Origin of the sequence: Vibrio sp. G-C-1, assembly GCF_021728015.1 — a bacterium.
GTDB lineage: Bacteria > Pseudomonadota > Gammaproteobacteria > Enterobacterales > Vibrionaceae > Vibrio > Vibrio splendidus.
Genome location: NZ_JAKKCR010000026.1, coordinates 1 through 18256 on the forward strand (window position 1 = coordinate 1; position 18256 = coordinate 18256).

Sequence of the window (18256 nt, forward strand, 5' to 3'; positions counted from 1 at the left end):
CAACATGGCTGAAAGCTTAATACTTGAAGGGCGGAGGGAAAGAACATTCCCTAGAACAGTTAAGCCTAGACCACAGCGGTATGCTAAGAACAAAAATGCCGTTCACTCTTAAGTGAACGGCATTAAGCCTAAGTGGCTCGCTTTTTTGTGTCTAGTAAAGATGCGTCTTAACGCTTTAACAGGGGGCCAAATTAACTATGCCATTACATAGCTCGCAAGGCCATCGTCAAACACTTTTAGAACAGAGTTTCAATTACAACTCACTTGGGACTCAGGAAGAGTTAAGGTTATTTAACCTCTGAGCGGTAGTTTGGATCTGTCCAGCATCGAGGTAACTCTTCCCCTGACATAAACATCAGTTCGGATTTTTTAAACATCTCAGGGTCTTGCTGTTCTTCGCCAGCTTGAAACCGACCTTCGATACTGTCCTGAAATAAGTTGGTTAATTTGGTCATTTCAGTTACATCTACGAGGTCACCGCTCTTTTTCTCTTTTAGAAACATTTTTTTACCCTCAGTCTATTCGATCACCCCTAATTATAATTGTTATTTGGAAAATGAGAGTCTTTTCAATTCCGCCACTCCTTGACTAAGCAGACCTCAGAGCTACGCTTATGATCATCGACAACCCAATCGATGAACAACTCATCCTCAACAAATAAATGGAGTCGCGATGTCATCTGCCCACATTGCAAACAATCTCAGTGAACTCATCGGCGATACCGATCTTGTTAGAATCAACAGTCTCTCAGAGATATCAGGTTGTGAGATTCTTATTAAGTGCGAACACCAGAATCCGGGTGGTTCGATTAAAGATAGAGCGGCCCTTCAGTTGGTTATGGATGCAGTAGAAGCCGGTAAGCTTAAGCCGGGAATGACAATCGTCGAAGGTACCGCAGGAAATACGGGGATTGGCCTTGCTCTAGTGGCCAAATCCCTCGGTTATAAAATGTTGGTGGTGATGCCAAAAGGGCAGGCACAAGAGAAAGAGCGCATGATCTCGCTTTATAACGCTGAACTGTTACTGGTCGACCCTTGTCCTTTTGCAAAACCTGAACACTTTTACCACACGGCCAAACGGATCGGTGTCGAAAATGAAGATTATTGGTGGGCAGATCAGTTCGAAAATCTCAGTAATTATCGAGCACACTATTTAAATACTGGACCGGAAATATGGCAGCAAACCCAAGGGAATATTGATGCTCTAGTTTCAGTGGTGGGGACTGGTGGAACCATTGCCGGAAACTCACACTATCTATCTGAGCAGAAACCCAATCTCGAAACTTGGTTAGTTGACCCAAATGGGTCCGGCATTTATTCGTTTCTACGTAATGGACAGTATCAATCAACGGGAAGTTCGTTCACGGAAGGCATAGGGATCATGCGGACGGTTGAAAATTTCAGGCAGGCAAAAATCAATCGTGCAATCACACTGCCCGATCAGGATTTGGTGACGATATCCCGCCTTGTTGCGGAACATGACGGTATTCTTCTAGGAAGCAGTTCGTCGTTGAACGTAGCAGGTGCGCTATACGCTGCAGCTAGAATGGGGAAAGGGAAAACCATCGTTACATTCAGCTGTGACCTTGCTGAGCGCTCGTATTCGAAGCTGCACAACGAAGCGTTTCTGAAAGAAAAAGAGATACAGCTTAATAAAGAAAACCTTTCTCAACTATGGGCTCGTTATCAAGCAGAAGATGGCAGCATGGTCGTCAACGTATAGCTGTTCTAAGTGAATACTGCCAGTGGGATGCCTGCTCTTTCGTTAGTGATGGACATCCGTTAGCGCTAAACATCCGGTTATAGCCGTTATCACCAAATCCGGCACTATTGCTTGTTATTAGGGTAGTGAATCACATTATGAAATACGGCATTTCCTTCACCGATATTTTTGTAGCCATGGTTTTGGTTAGCATTGAAGCGAACGGCTTGCCCTGCTCGTAACGTATGCCACTCACCATCAAACATCACTTCCATCTCTCCCGAAATGCATAAGATGTGCTCAGTGACACCTGCGTTATGTGGGGCAGATTCATGCTGGTAATCGGGTGCTAGGGTGAGTTCGAATATTTCAAACCCTAGTGCTTCCTCAAAAGGAAACAACAAACTGACGAAAAAACCAATGTTGTATTCCTCATGCCTTAGTTCGTTTGCATCTCTGAATAAACTCGTCAGTTCACTGTTTGGGCTAGCCGCGATAAAACTCGAAAGTGACACTTCGAACCCAGAAGCTATCTGCCAGAGCTTAGCGACTGTCGGGCTGGATTCTCCACGTTCAATTTGTCCTAGCATTGCTTTACTCACGCCAGTTTCTCTCGCTGTTTTGTCTAAGCTCCAGCCTTTCTCTTGGCGAAGGCGTTTCAAGTTAACACCAACTTTAATTTCTGGTTGCATATTTTCTCTACAAGTTTTTTACAAATAAGTTGTGCGTTATAGCGCACAGTGCTAGGTTTGGTCTATGGACGTTATAACGCACACAGGAAGAGATTAACATGACTAAGCTAAAATTTTCTCACGTCAGTACCGGCTTTATCGCTGTTTTCATTGGTTATGCGAGCGCCGCGGCGATTATTTTCCAAGCGGCAATGAGTGCTGGAGCAACTGAAGAACAAGTGGCGTCATGGTTTTGGGCGTTGGGTATTGGCATGGGGATGACCACAATACTGCTCTCGTTTCATTACAAGAAGCCTGTGGTTACAGCGTGGTCGACGCCTGGAGCGGCGTTGTTAATCACATCTCTTGAAGGGCTAACAATGAATCAGGCAGTAGCCGTGTTTTTGTTCAGTTCGATGTTGATCACGTTAGTTGGATTGGCGGGGATATTTGAGAAAGTCCTAAAACAGATCCCAACATCGATTGCCTCAGCGATGCTCGCGGGGATTCTATTGCAATTCGGTTTGGGTTTGTTCATGTCGCTAATGGAAGAGGCACAAGTCGTAGCGGTCATGCTCGCTGTATTTATTCTGGCGAAAGCGCGGTTAGGAAATTTACTGCTCCCAAGCATTTTCATTATCGCATTGGTCATGTGTGTGGGTTTTGGCAAACTCGATGTCAGTCAGGTGACTATGGGATTAACGACCCCAGTGTTCATCACGCCCGATTTTGAGTTCTTTTCATTGTTCAGTGTGGGTATCCCACTGTTTATAGTGACGATGGCTTCACAGAACTTACCGGGATTTGCGGTTCTAAAAGCGAACGGATACCAAGTCGATTCATCGAAGATCATTACCACCACCGGGGTGACAGGTTTGATCTTCGCACCGTTTGGTGGCTTTGCGTATAACCTTGCAGCAATTACGGGCGCTATTTGCATGGGCCCGAATGCGGATAGTAATCCAAAGACACGTTATATGGCGGGGATCTGTATGGGCGGGTTTTACTTGTTAGCTGGTGTGATGGGGATGTCATTTGTGTCGCTGTTTAGCGCAGTGCCCTCCGAGATTGTCATTGCGGTTGCTGGCTTAGCGGTGATGCCGACCTTGATGAATTGTTTAGCTGTTTCGATGGCAGACAACCACTATCGAGAGCCTGCACTGCTTACTTTCTTATTCACTGCTTCTGGTACTAATTTACTGGGAATCGGCAGTGCATTTTGGGGTCTGTGTATTGGGTTGTTTTGTTGCTGGTTACACCATTACAAAGCTAAGTCGCGTGGAGCAAGCAAGACTTCGCAAACTTCGTCGTAATGAGATGATGTCCCTAGTAAACGAGGCCTTAAATTTATCAGTAGTCATCATGGTGCTTTGTGCTTGGTACAAATATTCAGTTCGAACCAGCCTTAGGTTGTGATTGAGATAGTATTTTGCTACAAAACGCGCATAATCTCGCTATACAACATTTAAAGAAGAAATTACTTATGACTACCTTTCAATACTATTTTCATCAACTGCCTTGCTTCGACTGTAAAAAAACGACGGTAAGTACTGATCTTGGTTGGTTAACGCCTGCGATGAAAGAAGATGTGATAGCTCAACTGACAGCGACGCTTGCGCAAGGTGAGATTACACCTGATCTTTCAGCAAATGTGGTATGTACTAAAGAGGAAGCTCGTGAGTACCTATTGCTTAACTTCTTCGGTTATTCAGAAGAAGAACTAGCAAGCGAAATTGAAGCGGATGATGAGAAAGAAGTCGCGGATGAAATCGCAGAGCTACTGGAAGAAGGCGAAGACACCATCACCTTCGAACATGAAATTGCTCTTCAGTGCTGTGCAGGTTGTGACGTTGTTGAAGACGAGTCAAACTAAACTCTTGTATTAAGGTTATTAAACCAAGTACTTGTAATAAAGTCAGTATGTTCATCATACCCATATGATGTTCAAATGATTAAAGGCGTTAGCGAATTGAAGTTCGCTAACGCCTTTTTTGTATCTCTACTTCTTATATCCAAGCTGCATTAGATCCTATGATATTTTGCTTTCTATAATGCCTTGTTCGCTCAGTTGCGAAAGGATCTCTGCGGTCTTCTCTCTGAATAAATCTCTCAGTAGACGCACAGTAGGGGTGATGGATTGACGACTTGGGCATACTAACCACAGTTCTGTGGGTGTTGGTTTAAATTCAGGCATGACTTTAACCACTTCGCCTGAAAGCAGATGACGTGACATGTCTAGGCAAGATTTTATTGCCACTCCTTTACCCGCGATACACCAACGTCTTACAAGATCAGCGTCGTTCGAGGCGCGGTTCCCTTTTAGTTTCACTTTATGATCTTGAGTGCCATCGTTGAATATCCACTCGTCTTGCAATATGTCATGAAGTTGGTAGAGCAAACCATTGTGTTGAGTTAAGTCACTCGGGTGTTTTGGTGTCCCCATTTCAGCCAAGTATTCAGGGGCCGCACACAATATTCTGGGTACATCGCAGATTTTAAAGCCATACATGTTGGCATCAGTCGGGGAGCCATAACGCAACGCCATATCAACAGAATCACGGTAAAAATCGATATTGCTATCGCTGATGCTAGTACGTAGTGCGGCGTTAGGATATTCCAATAAAAACTCATCAAGCCAAGGTGTGATTAGGTTTCGCCCTAGATCAGAAGAAAGCGCGATGCGAATTTCACCGTCAACAATACCAAGCTCTTCTCTCATGTTGAGTTTCGCTTGCTCCAACATTTTTAAGGCTTGTTCACACTCAGGTAAATAGCGTTCGCCTGCTGAAGAGAGCCTTAGGTGGCGCGTGGTTCTTACAAATAATTCCGCCCCCAGTGCAGCTTCAACACGTTTGACGGCAGCACTTGCTGTGGCAGTACGCATATCGAGGTTGGTGGCTGCAGCGGTGATACTGCGAAACTCCGCCACTTTCAAAATGACCTGTAAGTCTTCAAGAAGCATATTATCTACCTGTATTGAATTATGTTCTAAACATGGCGTTGGGATATTTCCCCATCACAATCTGCAAATGGGTGATCTCTACTTACCGCTTCTAAGTTAGCTTCAAACATTTAATTGTCAAAATTAATTTGATAATAATTCAAATATGAGGCTGTTTTTCATTAGTAATTTTCTCACTATCATTTCCCCTATCGACAACGTAGCGCAGTACACACTGTATGAACGAAGCCTACGATCTAGGGGGACAAGATGACTAAGAAAATCATAATGGGTGTAACGGATTTGTCGTTCCACCGTACGACCGCATCATTGGTTGCCAATGTATTGAAAGCCATGGGTTTTGAGGTAGAGCGTATTCTCTCTCCACATCAGGAGAACTTTGAAAAGCTGAAAACAGGCCAAGTGGATATGCTTTCTTCTGCGTGGTTGCCATCAAGTCACGGTATCTACAAAGCTGGCGTTGAAGACGTTGAGCCGCTTATCGAGCTTGGGCTTCATTATGAACCTTATGCCTTGTGGGGCTTACCAGACTATGTACCTGAAGCGGCGGTTTCTGAAGTCTCTGATTTATTAAAAGCCGAAGTGGTCGAGAAAATGAACTCGACCATCCAAGGTATCAACCCCGGCGCTGGCATCACACGCTTCTCTATCCAGATGATGAAAGACTATGGCCTGAGCGATGCCGGCTACGAGTTCTTTCCTGGCAGTGAAGACGATTGTTTCAGTGCCTTTGAAAGTGCGGTCGCAAACAAAGAGTGGGTGGTAGTGCCACTGTGGAAACCTCAGTTTTTGCACTATCGTTACGATATTCGTGAACTCAAAGAACCAAAAGGCTTACTCGGAATTGTTGATAGAGCGGTACTTCTTTTAAGAGATGACAAGAAGCATCTGTTCAACGAACAACAGATTCAGAAGTTGGATTCCCTACGCTTCTCGAATGACATCATCGCAGAGCTGGATTACAAAGTTTGCCGTGAAGGTAAACCACAAGATCAAGTCACACATGATTGGTTGATTGAGAAAGGCCTGATTTAACCTCTAAGCCGTTGGTAGTGCAGTTAGATGTCTGCATTACCCAGATAACGGCAATACAATTATCAAAAATTATTTGAGAATTATTCAAATATTAGGCGGTTTATCTAGAGTGAGAATTGACTAAGATTAACTCGTCTAATTCAAGGAGAAAGCACTATGTCAGTACCATCAAAAATGAAAGCTATCGGATTTACTCAATCACTTGCGATTACAGAGCAAGACAGTTTATTTGAGTTTGAAACGAGTCTGCCAGAACTAAAAAATAATGACTTGCTAGTAAAAGTGAGCGCGACTTCTATTAACCCTGCTGACGCAAAAATTCGTATTCGTAGTGCCAAAGACAAAACACTCGAACAACCAAAAGTGTTGGGTTATGACGCAGTCGGTGAAGTTGTTGGCAAAGGTGCTGACGTTGAAGGCTTCGAAGTCGGTGACTGTGTGTACTATGCAGGTGACGTAACTCGTATGGGCGCTAATGCCGAATACCAAGCTGTGGACTACCGTATTACCGCTAAAGCGCCGAAGAGCCTTTCTGATGAAGCTGCAGCCGTTATGCCACTAGCAACGCTTACGGCATGGGAAGCGTTGTTTGACCGCCTTCGTGTTCGTCCTGAAGAGAAAAAGTCTATCCTGATCATTGGTGGCGCAGGCGGTGTAGGGTCGATCACTATTCAACTGGCTAAGCAACTCACCAACTTAAATGTTATCGCAACAGCTTCAAGACCTGAAACGGAACAATGGGTAAGGGATATGGGGGCGGATTATGTGGTGAACCACCGTAACCTTGTCGAGTCAGTGCGAGAGCAAGGCATTCAACATGTCGACTACATCTTCAATGTTGCTGATACCAAAGGGCACTGGGATGCGATGGTTGAGCTGATTGCACCGCAAGGCATGATCAGTTCGATCGTAGAGTTTGACGGTGGCATTGACTTATCAGCGCTGCAAGGTAAATCAGCAGGCTTTGTTTGGGAACTGATGTTTACACGTTCACTGTTTAACACTGAAGATATCCAGAAGCAGCAAGACATCTTATTCCAAGCCGCGAATCTGATTGATGCGGGCCGTATTAAAACGACGCTAACCTCGACCCTAAATGGCTTTAGTGTGGATACAATCAAAGATGCACATCAACGTATTGAAAGCAGTGCCTCGATTGGTAAAACAGCCATCAAATACTAATTGCTGATGTTTTAATCCGCCGTTGTTTTGAATTGTTGACGGTTTAAATAGAAGAAGCCCCTGATATCTGATTGCTAGTCAAAAGGTATCAGGGGCTTTTGTTTGTTTTCAGTTTAGTCAGTTTAGTCTGCTTCTGGTGATGTCATAAGTTTCGATGTTTTGAAGTGAAGCTGTATTAGGTCTAGCTCAAAAGGCGAGGGCTGTTTGTCTGCGATCAAAAAGCCGATCTGTTTGATGTCTTTTGCCTTAAGTTCCGGCGCATCGCTCAGTAGCCGACCTCTGAACACCGCTTGAAAATCATTTAAGTGGAAGATCTTGTTAAGCTGCTGTCCCTTAATGGTATCGAAATCGTGTTTGTATTGAACTCGATTGCCGTCCTTCGATGTTGTGAACCTCAGTTGGTAGGTGCGACCATCACCAACGAATACTAGTTCTACGCTATCTATTTCATGGGCAGGTGATTCAATGGAGCGCTTTACAGAACTGAAACCACCATTGTTTTCTAACGATAGCTCGCCCCTAAATTGACTCATATTATCAAGATAAATGAGCCCGCCCGTTGAGATGCCACCCATTACATCGTCGTTGGTTACTGTCCAGTTTTGATGCTCTCTCGCTTGTGTAAAGTCGATCATGTTTGTCCCTATTGCTTCAGCCTTAAGACTTAACGAATGTAGGCTGAGTAGAAGGAGTAAAGGTGTGGTTAACCTAAGGGGTAACCGCGTTTTACATTTGGTTCCGTTCATCTTTTTCTCCACTGCTCCCCATAGGTTTTGCGTTGTTTACTGATAGCTATGGATAGTTTAAGGAGAGGGTTCAGTTTCAAGCATAGCTAAACAACGATTGATGAAGTCTTCATAGTTCGACGCCTTGTCGTATTCGATCTTCAATGAACCGTGGAACATCAGGGTCACCGTAACGTCTCGATAGTTTAACCAACAGGTGTAACCATCGTAATCGTGCCACGCTACCATCTCGCCCAATTGATACTTGCTGTCCAATTGCTTGCCCGAAGAGCGAATGCAATCGAACACTCTGAGAAACTCTAAAATGGTGATTCTGTTGTCCATGTACCACTCCCGCTGCGCAGTCGATGAAAAATGCTAAGTGCTTGTATTCGAATTAAATACGGTTTGGTTCTGCATTACGATCACAGTGGGGACCTAGATACACGAGAGCCATTTCATTGGGCCGCTTTGTAGGAGGCAAGGAAGCCACATTAGATTAAGTCGTCTAAACTTAAAGTTTGTATGTAGTCAAAGCCGAACAATTTGGGCTCTAAAAAACGTTCTCGAAAATAAACGTAAATTAACCCTTTACCTCAACTTAAATTGAGGTATTAGGATATGCAACGTTGCTTACGAGAATACTTTAAGGAGAGAAGAATGATCCAACTTGAACATGTAAATTTAGTGGTAAAAGACATCCCAGAAATGCTGGTTTTCTATAAAGCGGCGTTCCCTCATTGGTATGTCCGTGATGAGGGAAAAGGGGAGTGGTCAGGCAAGCCACGTAACTGGCTGCATTTTGGCGACGAGTACCAATACATCGCGTTGAGCGATCACGGTGAAGGTGAAAATAGAGATTTGGCTGGGCATTCTGTTGGCCTCGCGCACTTCGCTTATGTGACCAATAATATCGAAAGCGTAACCAAGCGCCTTGTTGATGCAGGCTTCCCAATTGCCAAACCCGGTGCCGAAGAACCTTATCGTAAAAACGTCTACTTTGTGGATCCGGCCGGCTTTGAAATCGAGTTCGTTGAGTATTTGAGTGACGATCCAAAACTACGTAACGCTACAAGCTAGCCGTAATACGCCGCTTTATTAAAGTTGGTTAGCTGAATGAAAACACGCTAGAGCATTTATAGAAAAGGGCATTGTGGAATAATCCGCAATGCCCTTTTTAGATCTATTTAATCGCTGATTGGCTAACTGATGTTGAGCTCTTTTAGTTGGTGTCTACTTAGCTTTAAACGGCATCAACAGTTGTTTGCCAAACACATTGATAAGAGCACCCGTCACAATAAGGCTACCACCTAGGTATGTCCAAACTGATGGAATCTCATTGAACACCCAAACACCTAATAGTGCTGAGAATACGATCTGAACGTATGAGTAAGCTGAAGCTTTACCAGCTGCTTGAGTTTGCATTGCTTTGGTCAAACCATATTGGCCGATCTGAGTGAAAATTCCGACCAGAACCAGCATCATGGTTAAGAAAAGGCTAGGCCATACAAAGTCGTTCCAGATCAGGGCGGTCGATATTGGCAGAGCGACCAGTGGGAAGTAGAAGATGATCACTGAGCTGTCTTCAGTTTGGCTAAGCTTTCTTACAATCACATAAGCAATTGAGCTACCAAACGCGCCACACAACGCTAGCATAATACTGAATAGCGGCAACTCGCTGCTCGCGCCGCTGTTCATGCTTGGCTGTACCATTACCGATAACCCCGCTAGGCAGAATACAATGCATATCATGGTCGACTTTTGGACGCGTTCTTTCAGGAACAGTACGCCAAGTAACGCGGTAAAGACAGGATGCACGTATTGCAGAATGGTTGCTTCTGCTAACGGAAGAGTGGTTACAGCGTAGTAAACACACATCAAGGCTGCGGTACCAACAGCGCCACGAACAAACAACAGAGGTTTGTTGTTGCCCCAAATAGAAATACGTTTGCGCTTCACATCGATGTAGCTGATGATCAAAGACACCAAAGCCCTTGCTGCAACAATTTCAAATACAGGTATGCCGTAATTGCTAACGTATTTCACACAAGCTGACATCAGTGCGAATCCAAAAGCAGAAAGGATCATGAACCGAACCCCTACAGGGATCAGTGAAAAAGAGAAAGAAGGCATAAAAATATCAATTGGTTGAGGGGAAAAGGAATCATAACGTAGTTTAGAAGAGCCGACCAAAGTCTTTGTCCTGTTCTGGTCAACTTGATTCAATTAATTCTCATTTCAGTTCTGTTCAAAACTCATCCCGCATAACATCGGCGATAGCTCAGTTTTATAAAATCACCATCAACAGAAGGTGACGCTAATTCAACTCTGATTTATCCGTCGTTTTAATTGTCGTTCTTATTCATATCATTCTTGTGAATTTATAATGAGAGATATGTTCTATGAAACCAATCAATACCCTACTCATATCCGCACTTGCCGTTTGTTCTTTTAGCTCAGCCACTTATGCTGACACTATTTTGCATGCTTTCAATTGGAAGTATTCGGACGTAACGGCCAACGCCGATCAAATTGCACAAGCTGGCTATAAGAAGGTGCTTGTTGCACCTGCGATGAAGTCTAGCGGCAGCCAATGGTGGGCGCGTTACCAACCTCAAGATCTGCGTACCATTGATTCACCTTTAGGCAACAAACAAGATTTAGCTGCAATGATTGCCGCACTCAAAGGTGTGGGTGTTGATGTGTATGCCGATGTGGTGTTGAACCATATGGCGAATGAAAGTTGGAAGCGAAGTGACTTGGATTATCCAGGCACAGAAGTACTAAACGATTATGCGAGCCGTTCAAGTTACTATGCTGACCAGACTCTGTTTGGCAGCTTAGCACAAGGTTTTGTCTCGGCTAACGATTTCCATGCCGCAGGTTGTATTTCAGATTGGAACGATCCTGGTCACGTTCAGTACTGGCGTTTGTGTGGTGCCGATGGCGATGTTGGCTTGCCTGATCTCGACCCAAACAACTGGGTGGTTTCACAGCAACGTTTATATCTGAAAGCGCTAAAAGATATGGGGATCAAAGGTTTCCGTATTGATGCGGTAAAACACATGAGCCAGTACCAAATCGATCAGGTATTCACGTCTGAAATTACTGCGAACATGCATGTGTTTGGCGAGGTGATTACCAGCGGTGGAGCAGGGAACAGCGGCTATGAGTCGTTCTTAGCGCCGTACCTGAATAATACTAATCACTCCGCGTACGATTTCCCGCTGTTTGCGTCGATTCGAACTGCATTCTCTATGGGCGGTGGCTTGAATCAGCTACATGATCCAAAAGCGTACGGCCAAGCATTGGATGATAATCGCTCAATTACTTTTGCGATCACACATGATATTCCAACCAATGACGGTTTCCGTTACCAAATTATGGATCCACAAGACGAGCAGCTTGCTTACGCTTACATCCTTGGCAAAGATGGCGGTACGCCGTTGATCTACAGCGATGACCTACCGGATTCTGAAGACAAGGATAACGGTCGTTGGGGTAATGTTTGGAATAGCTCGAATATGAAGAATATGCTGAGTTTCCATAACGCGATGCAAGGTAAACCGATGACGATGATTTCGAGTGACCAATGTACTTTGCTGTTTAAGCGTGGCAAAGAAGGCGTTGTTGGTATTAACAAGTGTGGCGAAACTCGTGGCGTGACGGTTGATACCTACCAACATGAATTCAATTGGAATGTTCAATACAAAGACGTATTAAGCAGCGCGACAGAAACCGTGACTTCTCGTTACCACACCTTCAATCTACCGCCACGCAGTGCGCGTATGTTTAAGCTTTAATGATTATTTAATAGAGCGAACACTACCGGTAGAAAGCATAAGCCGCAGCGACTGCTGCGGCTTATTGTTTTGTAAACGAGTCGTTTTGCAACTGGCGCGTTTTTACGAGCCAAATGTTTAGAAAGGCGAACGACTATTGGCAATGGCGAACTGTTGGTAAAGCTCCGCCACTTCGACTGGGTTGAACTCGTCTTTGTAAGTCAGCTCACTGAGTCGGTGTGTGATGTTTTGCAGTTCATGCGACCGTTGCTGAGCGCGCTGCTGATAGCGTTTGAATGCCTGCTCTGTACCTTCAAAGTTGGAGGCAATGCTTTGTGCCAATACGTAAGCGTTCTCAATGCCCAAGCTGAACCCGATACCCATGGTCGGCAGCACAGCGCAACAAGAATCTCCCAGCAGAACAGCATTGCCGCGATACCAAGTATCAAATGGGGCAACATCGGTGAGTGGGGAAGGCAAGATCTTCGATTCAGGTGTATCTCGAATCATATCCAGTAAATAGCTCGGATAGTGAGAGAATTGCTCTAACACGGTTTGCTTAGAAAGCGTTTCACCTTCTTGAACGGCACACGCGGCAAACCAGTATTTACCTTGAGTTTCTCGGTCGTAGGTGTAGGTTACGATACGAGATTTATCACCCGCAAAAACATAACACTCATCATCGCTGATTTCAGGTGCTTTGAAATCAATCTCACCACGGCAACAATAGACGTTCGGTTGTCTTAACGACACATCAGGCGCGACAAACTTTCTCACTTGAGAGAACACACCGTCGGCACCCACAATAATATCCGCATCAATGGGTTCGCCGTTGATCAGAATTTGCGGCTCATCGTCGTTTTGAACAACAGTGCAGGTTTGGTTAGTGACGATGCAGTCATCTCCTAGCTCATTTAATAGCAGTTGGTATAAACGGCTGCGGTGAAATAAACCAATTGGCGCGTTAGCTTTACTCGGAGAGTCACTCATATTAAGTGTGTTGATGGGCAACCCTGTCGCCGTTAATGTCGAGATGGTATCGACTTGGTTACACGCAGCTTTGACTTTATCGACACCAACCAGTGCCGCAAGTACTTGCATGCCTTCTGGCCACATAATGATGCCAGTACCGTCAGCACGTGGTTGTGCTGCTTTTTCGTATATTCGAGCTCTAATACCAAATTTACGCAGTGATAATGCAAGTGCCAAACCATTCAGCCCCGCACCAATAATTGCGACTTTTAGACGTTGTTGTTCCATGACTTTCTCCTAAGAATAAGATGCCAATATCTGTGTACTGGTTCATAGGGCGTAAGATAGGTCATTCGAATCGATAAATAAACGTTATAAATTATAAGGTTAATGCAGTTTTAAAAAATGAGGCACCGATCCCCTAATAATCTTGGATAACACCAAACCAATGGTTCTGATGGGATAGTGATTTAAGCAACTCGATCTCTTTTTCTGTCTCTTCCCTAAGCCATTCAATAAGGTCATTGATGATAGGCGTGTGAGTACGTTGGTGCATGAAGTAAGTCCAAGCACTGTGTTGGATCTTTGCATTCTTAGGGCAGTACAAGAAGCCTCGTTGGAGATCTTGTTGTACTAACAATAGATCCGTGACCGTAACGCCTTCACCGGATAAACACGCACTGAGTGCCATATCTAACGATAAGAAACTGGTATTCCTGACGGACTTCTTTGGAGGGGACTCTACATCTGCAAGCCAAGCCTTCCAGTCATGGTGGTCGAGTGTTGGGTGAATGCGAGGCATTGTTAAAATGGAAGTTAAATCGGTGTCTTCAGTAATTATGTTCGTGGAACACACGGGTGCCATAAACTCTTCACGCAAGAAGGTGATGTCAGGTGCCTTGTCATAGCGTTTTTTGAAACGCGTGTGGAAGATCAGTAGATCATACTCACTACTATTAATCGATTCGTCTTCCTCAATCACAGGAACTATGACGATCTCATGATCTTGATAACGCTCGTTTAATTCCCTGACTTTAGAGATCAATACTCGCGTCGCGAAACTTAAGGTCGCTTTGATCACGATACGTTTCTGCTTCGGCTCACTCCAAGAGGCAATGATAGCTTCGATATTGCCGTAGCTTTCACGCAAAGCCACATACAAATCATGACCTTGTACCGTTAATTCAATCGCTCGATGCTTACGAATAACCAGTGATGCGTTTAACTCATCTTCAAGCTGTTTGATCTGTCGGCTGATTGCACTTTGTGTCACATGCAGCTCTTCGGCAGCCAGAGTAAAGCTCATCAGCCTTGCAGCAGCTTCAAACGCTTTTAAGCCATTATGTGAGGATGGCAAGCTAGGATATGGGGTCATAATTCGTTCGCATGAGTTTATGGAATGCTAGAGTCGCAAATTTATCAATTGAACGCCAGCCTCATCGATCGTATTTTGGGCGAAATTACCTGAGGCGCTCATGAAAAAAATACTCACACTTGCATTCCCTTTGATCATTTCACAGCTGATCTCCATGGCGTTAGTCCTTACTGATGTTTGGATGATGTCGCGGATCAGTGTGTCAGCCCTTGCGGCTGGTGGCTTAGGCGCCTCTATCTACTTTTTCATCTTCATTATTGCGAGCAGCACCGTGGGTTGTGTCGCGAACTTGATTGCGATCGCTTATGGTCAGCGAGTAGCTCGCCCTGAGTTTGGTAATACTCAAATCAGATTGGCTGTGAAAGGCGCAACTATGTTGGCATTCGTGCTTAGTGTGACCTTAATGGCCAGCTTCTGGTTTGCTCCGTTGGTATTAGAAGCAGCCAAACAGCCGCCAGAAGTGATCACTTTAGCCATGGAATATGTCCATGCTTTGAAGTGGGTGATGTTACCTTCGCTGATCTTATTGGTGCTTCGCGGCTTAACCAGCGCGTTTGGCAATGTGCGCTCTATTCTGGTGATGTCTATTATCACCGTAATTCTGAATGTGCCAGTCAGCTACTTCTTAACCTTCCAATTGGACATGGGCTTAACGGGTTTAGGGCTAGGTACGGCTATCGCGGCATTTATCGTGATGGTCGGATACACGGTTTGGGTATTCAAACGTGACGAATTCAGGCAGTTCGCCCCTTGGTTAAACACAGAAGAGTATTCAATTAAGTTGATGAGTCCGCTTTTAATGATGGGTTTACCTATCGGATTAGCAGCATTACTTGAACATGGCCTTATTTACGGCGGCACCTTGATGGCGGGCACGATCAGTATTGCTTCGTTAGCCTTACACCAAATTCTACTGCAATGCTTAAGCTTTACTTGGAACTTCAATTTCGGTTTCTCACAAGCCGCAGCTATTCTGGTGGGGCGTGATTTCGGTGCGGGAAACTACGAAGGGATCAAAAGAACCTCGATTCTCAGCTTTATCTTGGTGTCGGTGTTGAGCGTTGCGTTGTCTGCCGTGTTCATCATATGGCCCGAAATGATCGCGTCTATCTTCAAGCTGGACGATGGCACGGGTGCGATGACTTCACTGTTGGCTTCTGTTATCTGGGTCGTCGCTCTGTGCTTTATTGTTGATGCTTGGCAGTTACTGGCAATTAATTTGTTGAGAGGGATGAAGATTGTCTCCATGCCAACGGTGATGACTGCTATCGGTTACTGGGTATTTGGCCTACCTGCCGCTTGGTATTTGATGCCAAAATTTGAATTGGCAGGGATCTGGGGTGGAATCGGCGTTGGTTTGGGCGTGACAGGTATTCTGCTGCTTATCCAATTGATGCGTGTCATTCAAAAGAACAACCAATCTCCAGATTTGTCGAATCATGCTTATACGTGATTTGCTAATGGTGTACTGAACACAAAAAGCCGCAGTCATCATAATGACTGCGGCTTTTTGTTGTCTATTCAGATTCTCCCTTTTCTGGGGGAGATGGGAAGAATCAATATCAGGATTAAAGGCAGCTATTTTCTACCAGATGATTTATTGCCAGACTACTTTCCACCAGAGAGCGCAGACTTCATCATGGTTTTGAATTGCTCTTTCTGCTCTTCAGTTAACACATTATAAATGTTGTTTTTAAGACGCATCTCTTGCATCACCATCGACTTCTCGGTTGCTTGAACGGTGTCGATGATCTTTTCCATCTCGGCTTCATTGAAATCAGGTTGAGTCACAAGGCTGATCTGTTTCTTCTTGAGCTCGATCGCGCTATCCATGTCAATCTGTGTTCTATCAGATTGGTAGCCTTCAACAAGGGAGATGACTTCCGCGTGTTGCTCTTCGCTTAGGTTTAAAGAAGCAATAACCATTTGCAGTGGGCTCACTGCGGGTTGTGGCGGTTGTTGTGGTGATGAAGCACTCACAAACGGAGCGGTAACGAGTAGAGCTGAAGCAGTTAATACACAAAGCGACTTTTTCAGTGATTTCATTGAATTTCTCCTGTTAGTGGAAACATGAGTATAGATGGCGAAGCTGAACTCGATATGAACACGCTGTTCAGTTAAGTGTGCTCAGCGATTTACGTTCACTTAAATTCGTTCAGATAAGTACCTTCAAGTAAGTAGAGAGTGGGTTAGACCTTGGTCTTACAGAAACTGAGCGTAAAGGTGACTAGAATGATTTGAGTTGCTCACCGTTTTATCAAGGAATACACAAATGGAAGTTGGATTGTTCTGGGCTGAAAAAGGAATGTTAGTGCTTGGCGCACTGTTTGTTTTGACGAGCATGATGCAGTACGGAAGACGCAGTAGCGATTGGAAGGGCGTGATTACGATGTTTTATAAGCGTATCCCAATGAGTATCACGGAATACAAATGGTATCGTTTGGGTATCGCTTTATTGGTGTTTGCTGTGGTTATACGTTTCGCTTTACTGATCTTATGGCCTTCATACCAGTTCTAGTTCTTCACATTACGTCTCTTATCATTGCTGCATAAAGCCGATAAATGAATGAGCAAACCAAGCCTTAATAAACTCACTTATTAAGGCTGTCATTTCATAAACTAGCGCTGTTGTTCCATAAAAAAGTGCTATTACTCTATAATGATGAACGGTTATTACCTTTGTAGCATATTGTTTTTCATGAAGAATAATGTCGGATAATAGCTTACCTGCTTGTTTCATCATTCTTACTAATAATCTACACATAAATCCATTCACCCCGTACCTGATACCATAATGTTCTGTTACACTCGTCCGAATTAGCTTTAATTTGTCGGTGGTGCATTTATGTCGTTCCCAGTTCTTATATGTGATGATTCTGCGTTAGCAAGGAAGCAGATGGCTCGATCACTGCCTAGTTCTCTAAATGCAGATATAACTTTTGCTGTTCATGGGCTTAATGCACTTGAAGAGTTAGCTCAAAACCAATTTAAATTGATGTTCCTCGACCTCACCATGCCGGAATTAGACGGCTATGGCACATTGGAAGAGATGCAACGTTTGGGTGATACCACGCCTGTTGTCGTTGTTTCGGGTGACATACAACCAAAAGCACAACAGAAGGTGCTGGATCTCGGTGCCAAAGCGTTTTTACAAAAGCCGATCGATAAAGAAGCGCTAAAAGCTATTTTACGTGAGCATGTTGAGCCGCCAAAGCAGCCTCAGATCATTACTCCAACCGCTTTAGAACTGCCAATACTTCGTAGACGCGATATCTATATGGAAGTCGCGAACGTAGCGATAGGTCGTGCAGCTGATGCACTGGCTCGTCACTTTAATGTGTTTGTTCACCTACCGCTGCCGAACGTCAACATCTTCGAAGTGAGTGAATTGCACATGGCACTTCGTGACCTAGCCGACAACGACCAAGTGTCGGGTGTTTGCCAAGGCTTTAGCGGAGAAGGCATTGCAGGCGAAGCATTAGTCTTGTTGAGTGATTCTAGTGTGAGCGATCTTAAGAAGCTCATGAAGGTGCCAACAGAAAGCGAGCAGCTAGAAGAACTAGAGTTGTTGATGGATGTGTCGAATATTCTCGTCGGCTCATTCTTGAATGGACTAGGGGAGCAATCAGAAGTTCGTTTCTTCCAGAGTTCTCCTGTGTTGCTAGGTCAACACATCTCGATTGACTCTGTGATTGAAAATACCAGTGGTTCGTTTAAGAAGACCATGACCTTCGAAGTCAGCTATAACATTGATGGCACTTCTATCCGTTGTGACCTTCTATTTATGTTTGTTGATGAGTCTCTGCCGCTTCTAGACAACAAATTGGCCTACCTAATGGAGGAGTTTTAAT

At 44.5% G+C, this 18256-nt stretch carries 20 protein-coding genes; 10 read left to right on the forward strand and 10 right to left on the reverse strand.

Annotation, left to right across the window (positions count from 1 at the left end):
* Positions 1-287: 287 nt before the first annotated feature.
* On the reverse strand, positions 288-503 hold the full coding sequence (locus L3V36_RS23250; protein WP_102497278.1) for an acetyltransferase: 216 nt from the start codon (positions 501-503) through the stop codon (positions 288-290).
* Between the two features lie 169 nt (positions 504-672).
* Between L3V36_RS23250 and L3V36_RS23255 the strand changes: the two genes are divergently transcribed.
* A complete protein-coding gene (locus L3V36_RS23255; RefSeq protein ID WP_102497279.1) occupies positions 673-1722 on the forward strand; it encodes a cysteine synthase A in 1050 nt (349 codons plus the stop codon).
* 104 nt (positions 1723-1826) lie between these two features.
* Here L3V36_RS23255 and L3V36_RS23260 read toward each other — a convergent pair whose 3' ends face one another.
* Positions 1827-2393, reverse strand: coding sequence for an XRE family transcriptional regulator (locus L3V36_RS23260; RefSeq protein ID WP_108189610.1), 567 nt, complete (start codon positions 2391-2393; stop codon positions 1827-1829).
* A 98-nt stretch (positions 2394-2491) separates the two neighbouring features.
* Between L3V36_RS23260 and L3V36_RS23265 the strand changes: the two genes are divergently transcribed.
* A complete protein-coding gene (locus L3V36_RS23265) occupies positions 2492-3685 on the forward strand; it encodes a benzoate/H(+) symporter BenE family transporter (RefSeq protein WP_208775700.1) in 1194 nt (397 codons plus the stop codon).
* 170 nt (positions 3686-3855) lie between these two features.
* Positions 3856-4245 carry a hypothetical protein gene (locus tag L3V36_RS23270; protein WP_017081954.1) on the forward strand — a complete coding sequence of 130 codons (390 nt, stop codon included), beginning with the start codon at positions 3856-3858 and terminating at the stop codon, positions 4243-4245.
* Positions 4246-4401: 156 nt separating this feature from the next.
* Here the strand turns inward: L3V36_RS23270 and L3V36_RS23275 are convergent, their stop codons facing one another.
* On the reverse strand, positions 4402-5334 hold the full coding sequence (locus L3V36_RS23275) for a LysR family transcriptional regulator (protein ID WP_108092053.1): 933 nt from the start codon (positions 5332-5334) through the stop codon (positions 4402-4404).
* A 267-nt stretch (positions 5335-5601) separates the two neighbouring features.
* Between L3V36_RS23275 and L3V36_RS23280 the strand changes: the two genes are divergently transcribed.
* Positions 5602-6369 carry a glycine betaine ABC transporter substrate-binding protein gene (locus L3V36_RS23280; protein ID WP_108189608.1) on the forward strand — a complete coding sequence of 256 codons (768 nt, stop codon included), beginning with the start codon at positions 5602-5604 and terminating at the stop codon, positions 6367-6369.
* A gap of 156 nt (positions 6370-6525) precedes the next feature.
* Positions 6526-7551 carry a zinc-binding alcohol dehydrogenase family protein gene (locus L3V36_RS23285; RefSeq protein ID WP_208775701.1) on the forward strand — a complete coding sequence of 342 codons (1026 nt, stop codon included), beginning with the start codon at positions 6526-6528 and terminating at the stop codon, positions 7549-7551.
* Positions 7552-7673: 122 nt separating this feature from the next.
* Here L3V36_RS23285 and L3V36_RS23290 read toward each other — a convergent pair whose 3' ends face one another.
* Complete coding sequence (locus L3V36_RS23290; protein ID WP_029405967.1) at positions 7674-8309, reverse strand: CIA30 family protein; 636 nt, start codon at positions 8307-8309, stop codon at positions 7674-7676.
* Between the two features lie 45 nt (positions 8310-8354).
* Positions 8355-8621, reverse strand: coding sequence for a DUF3081 domain-containing protein (locus L3V36_RS23295; protein WP_017095063.1), 267 nt, complete (start codon positions 8619-8621; stop codon positions 8355-8357).
* Between the two features lie 315 nt (positions 8622-8936).
* On the opposite strand from L3V36_RS23295, the gene L3V36_RS23300 reads away from it, so the two are divergent.
* On the forward strand, positions 8937-9356 hold the full coding sequence (locus L3V36_RS23300; RefSeq protein ID WP_004731682.1) for a VOC family protein: 420 nt from the start codon (positions 8937-8939) through the stop codon (positions 9354-9356).
* A 153-nt stretch (positions 9357-9509) separates the two neighbouring features.
* Here the strand turns inward: L3V36_RS23300 and L3V36_RS23305 are convergent, their stop codons facing one another.
* Positions 9510-10409 (reverse strand): DMT family transporter, encoded by a 900-nt coding sequence (locus tag L3V36_RS23305; protein WP_102454462.1) that lies wholly within the window; start codon positions 10407-10409, stop codon positions 9510-9512.
* Positions 10410-10678: 269 nt separating this feature from the next.
* Between L3V36_RS23305 and L3V36_RS23310 the strand changes: the two genes are divergently transcribed.
* Positions 10679-12079: an alpha-amylase family protein gene (locus L3V36_RS23310; RefSeq protein ID WP_102571598.1), complete on the forward strand. Its 1401-nt coding sequence runs from the start codon at positions 10679-10681 to the stop codon at positions 12077-12079.
* 117 nt (positions 12080-12196) lie between these two features.
* Here L3V36_RS23310 and L3V36_RS23315 read toward each other — a convergent pair whose 3' ends face one another.
* Together L3V36_RS23315 and L3V36_RS23320 are read right to left on the reverse strand one after the other, a co-directional pair.
* Positions 12197-13318, reverse strand: coding sequence for an FAD-dependent monooxygenase (locus tag L3V36_RS23315; protein WP_102491611.1), 1122 nt, complete (start codon positions 13316-13318; stop codon positions 12197-12199).
* A gap of 133 nt (positions 13319-13451) precedes the next feature.
* Entirely contained in the window at positions 13452-14405 is a 954-nt protein-coding gene (locus L3V36_RS23320; protein WP_208775702.1) for a LysR family transcriptional regulator, read from the reverse strand.
* Between the two features lie 100 nt (positions 14406-14505).
* On the opposite strand from L3V36_RS23320, the gene L3V36_RS23325 reads away from it, so the two are divergent.
* Entirely contained in the window at positions 14506-15858 is a 1353-nt protein-coding gene (locus L3V36_RS23325) for an MATE family efflux transporter (protein ID WP_017081973.1), read from the forward strand.
* A gap of 155 nt (positions 15859-16013) precedes the next feature.
* Here L3V36_RS23325 and L3V36_RS23330 read toward each other — a convergent pair whose 3' ends face one another.
* On the reverse strand, positions 16014-16451 hold the full coding sequence (locus L3V36_RS23330) for a Spy/CpxP family protein refolding chaperone (protein WP_017087288.1): 438 nt from the start codon (positions 16449-16451) through the stop codon (positions 16014-16016).
* Positions 16452-16677: 226 nt separating this feature from the next.
* Between L3V36_RS23330 and L3V36_RS23335 the strand changes: the two genes are divergently transcribed.
* Complete coding sequence (locus tag L3V36_RS23335; protein WP_108166473.1) at positions 16678-16923, forward strand: hypothetical protein; 246 nt, start codon at positions 16678-16680, stop codon at positions 16921-16923.
* A gap of 21 nt (positions 16924-16944) precedes the next feature.
* Here the strand turns inward: L3V36_RS23335 and L3V36_RS23340 are convergent, their stop codons facing one another.
* The gene (locus L3V36_RS23340; RefSeq protein WP_208775703.1) at positions 16945-17148 is read right to left on the reverse strand and encodes a hypothetical protein; all 204 of its coding nucleotides are present in this window, start codon (positions 17146-17148) and stop codon (positions 16945-16947) included.
* Between the two features lie 102 nt (positions 17149-17250).
* On the opposite strand from L3V36_RS23340, the gene L3V36_RS23345 reads away from it, so the two are divergent.
* On the forward strand, positions 17251-18255 hold the full coding sequence (locus L3V36_RS23345) for a response regulator (protein ID WP_004731662.1): 1005 nt from the start codon (positions 17251-17253) through the stop codon (positions 18253-18255).
* Position 18256: the final 1 nt, after the last annotated feature.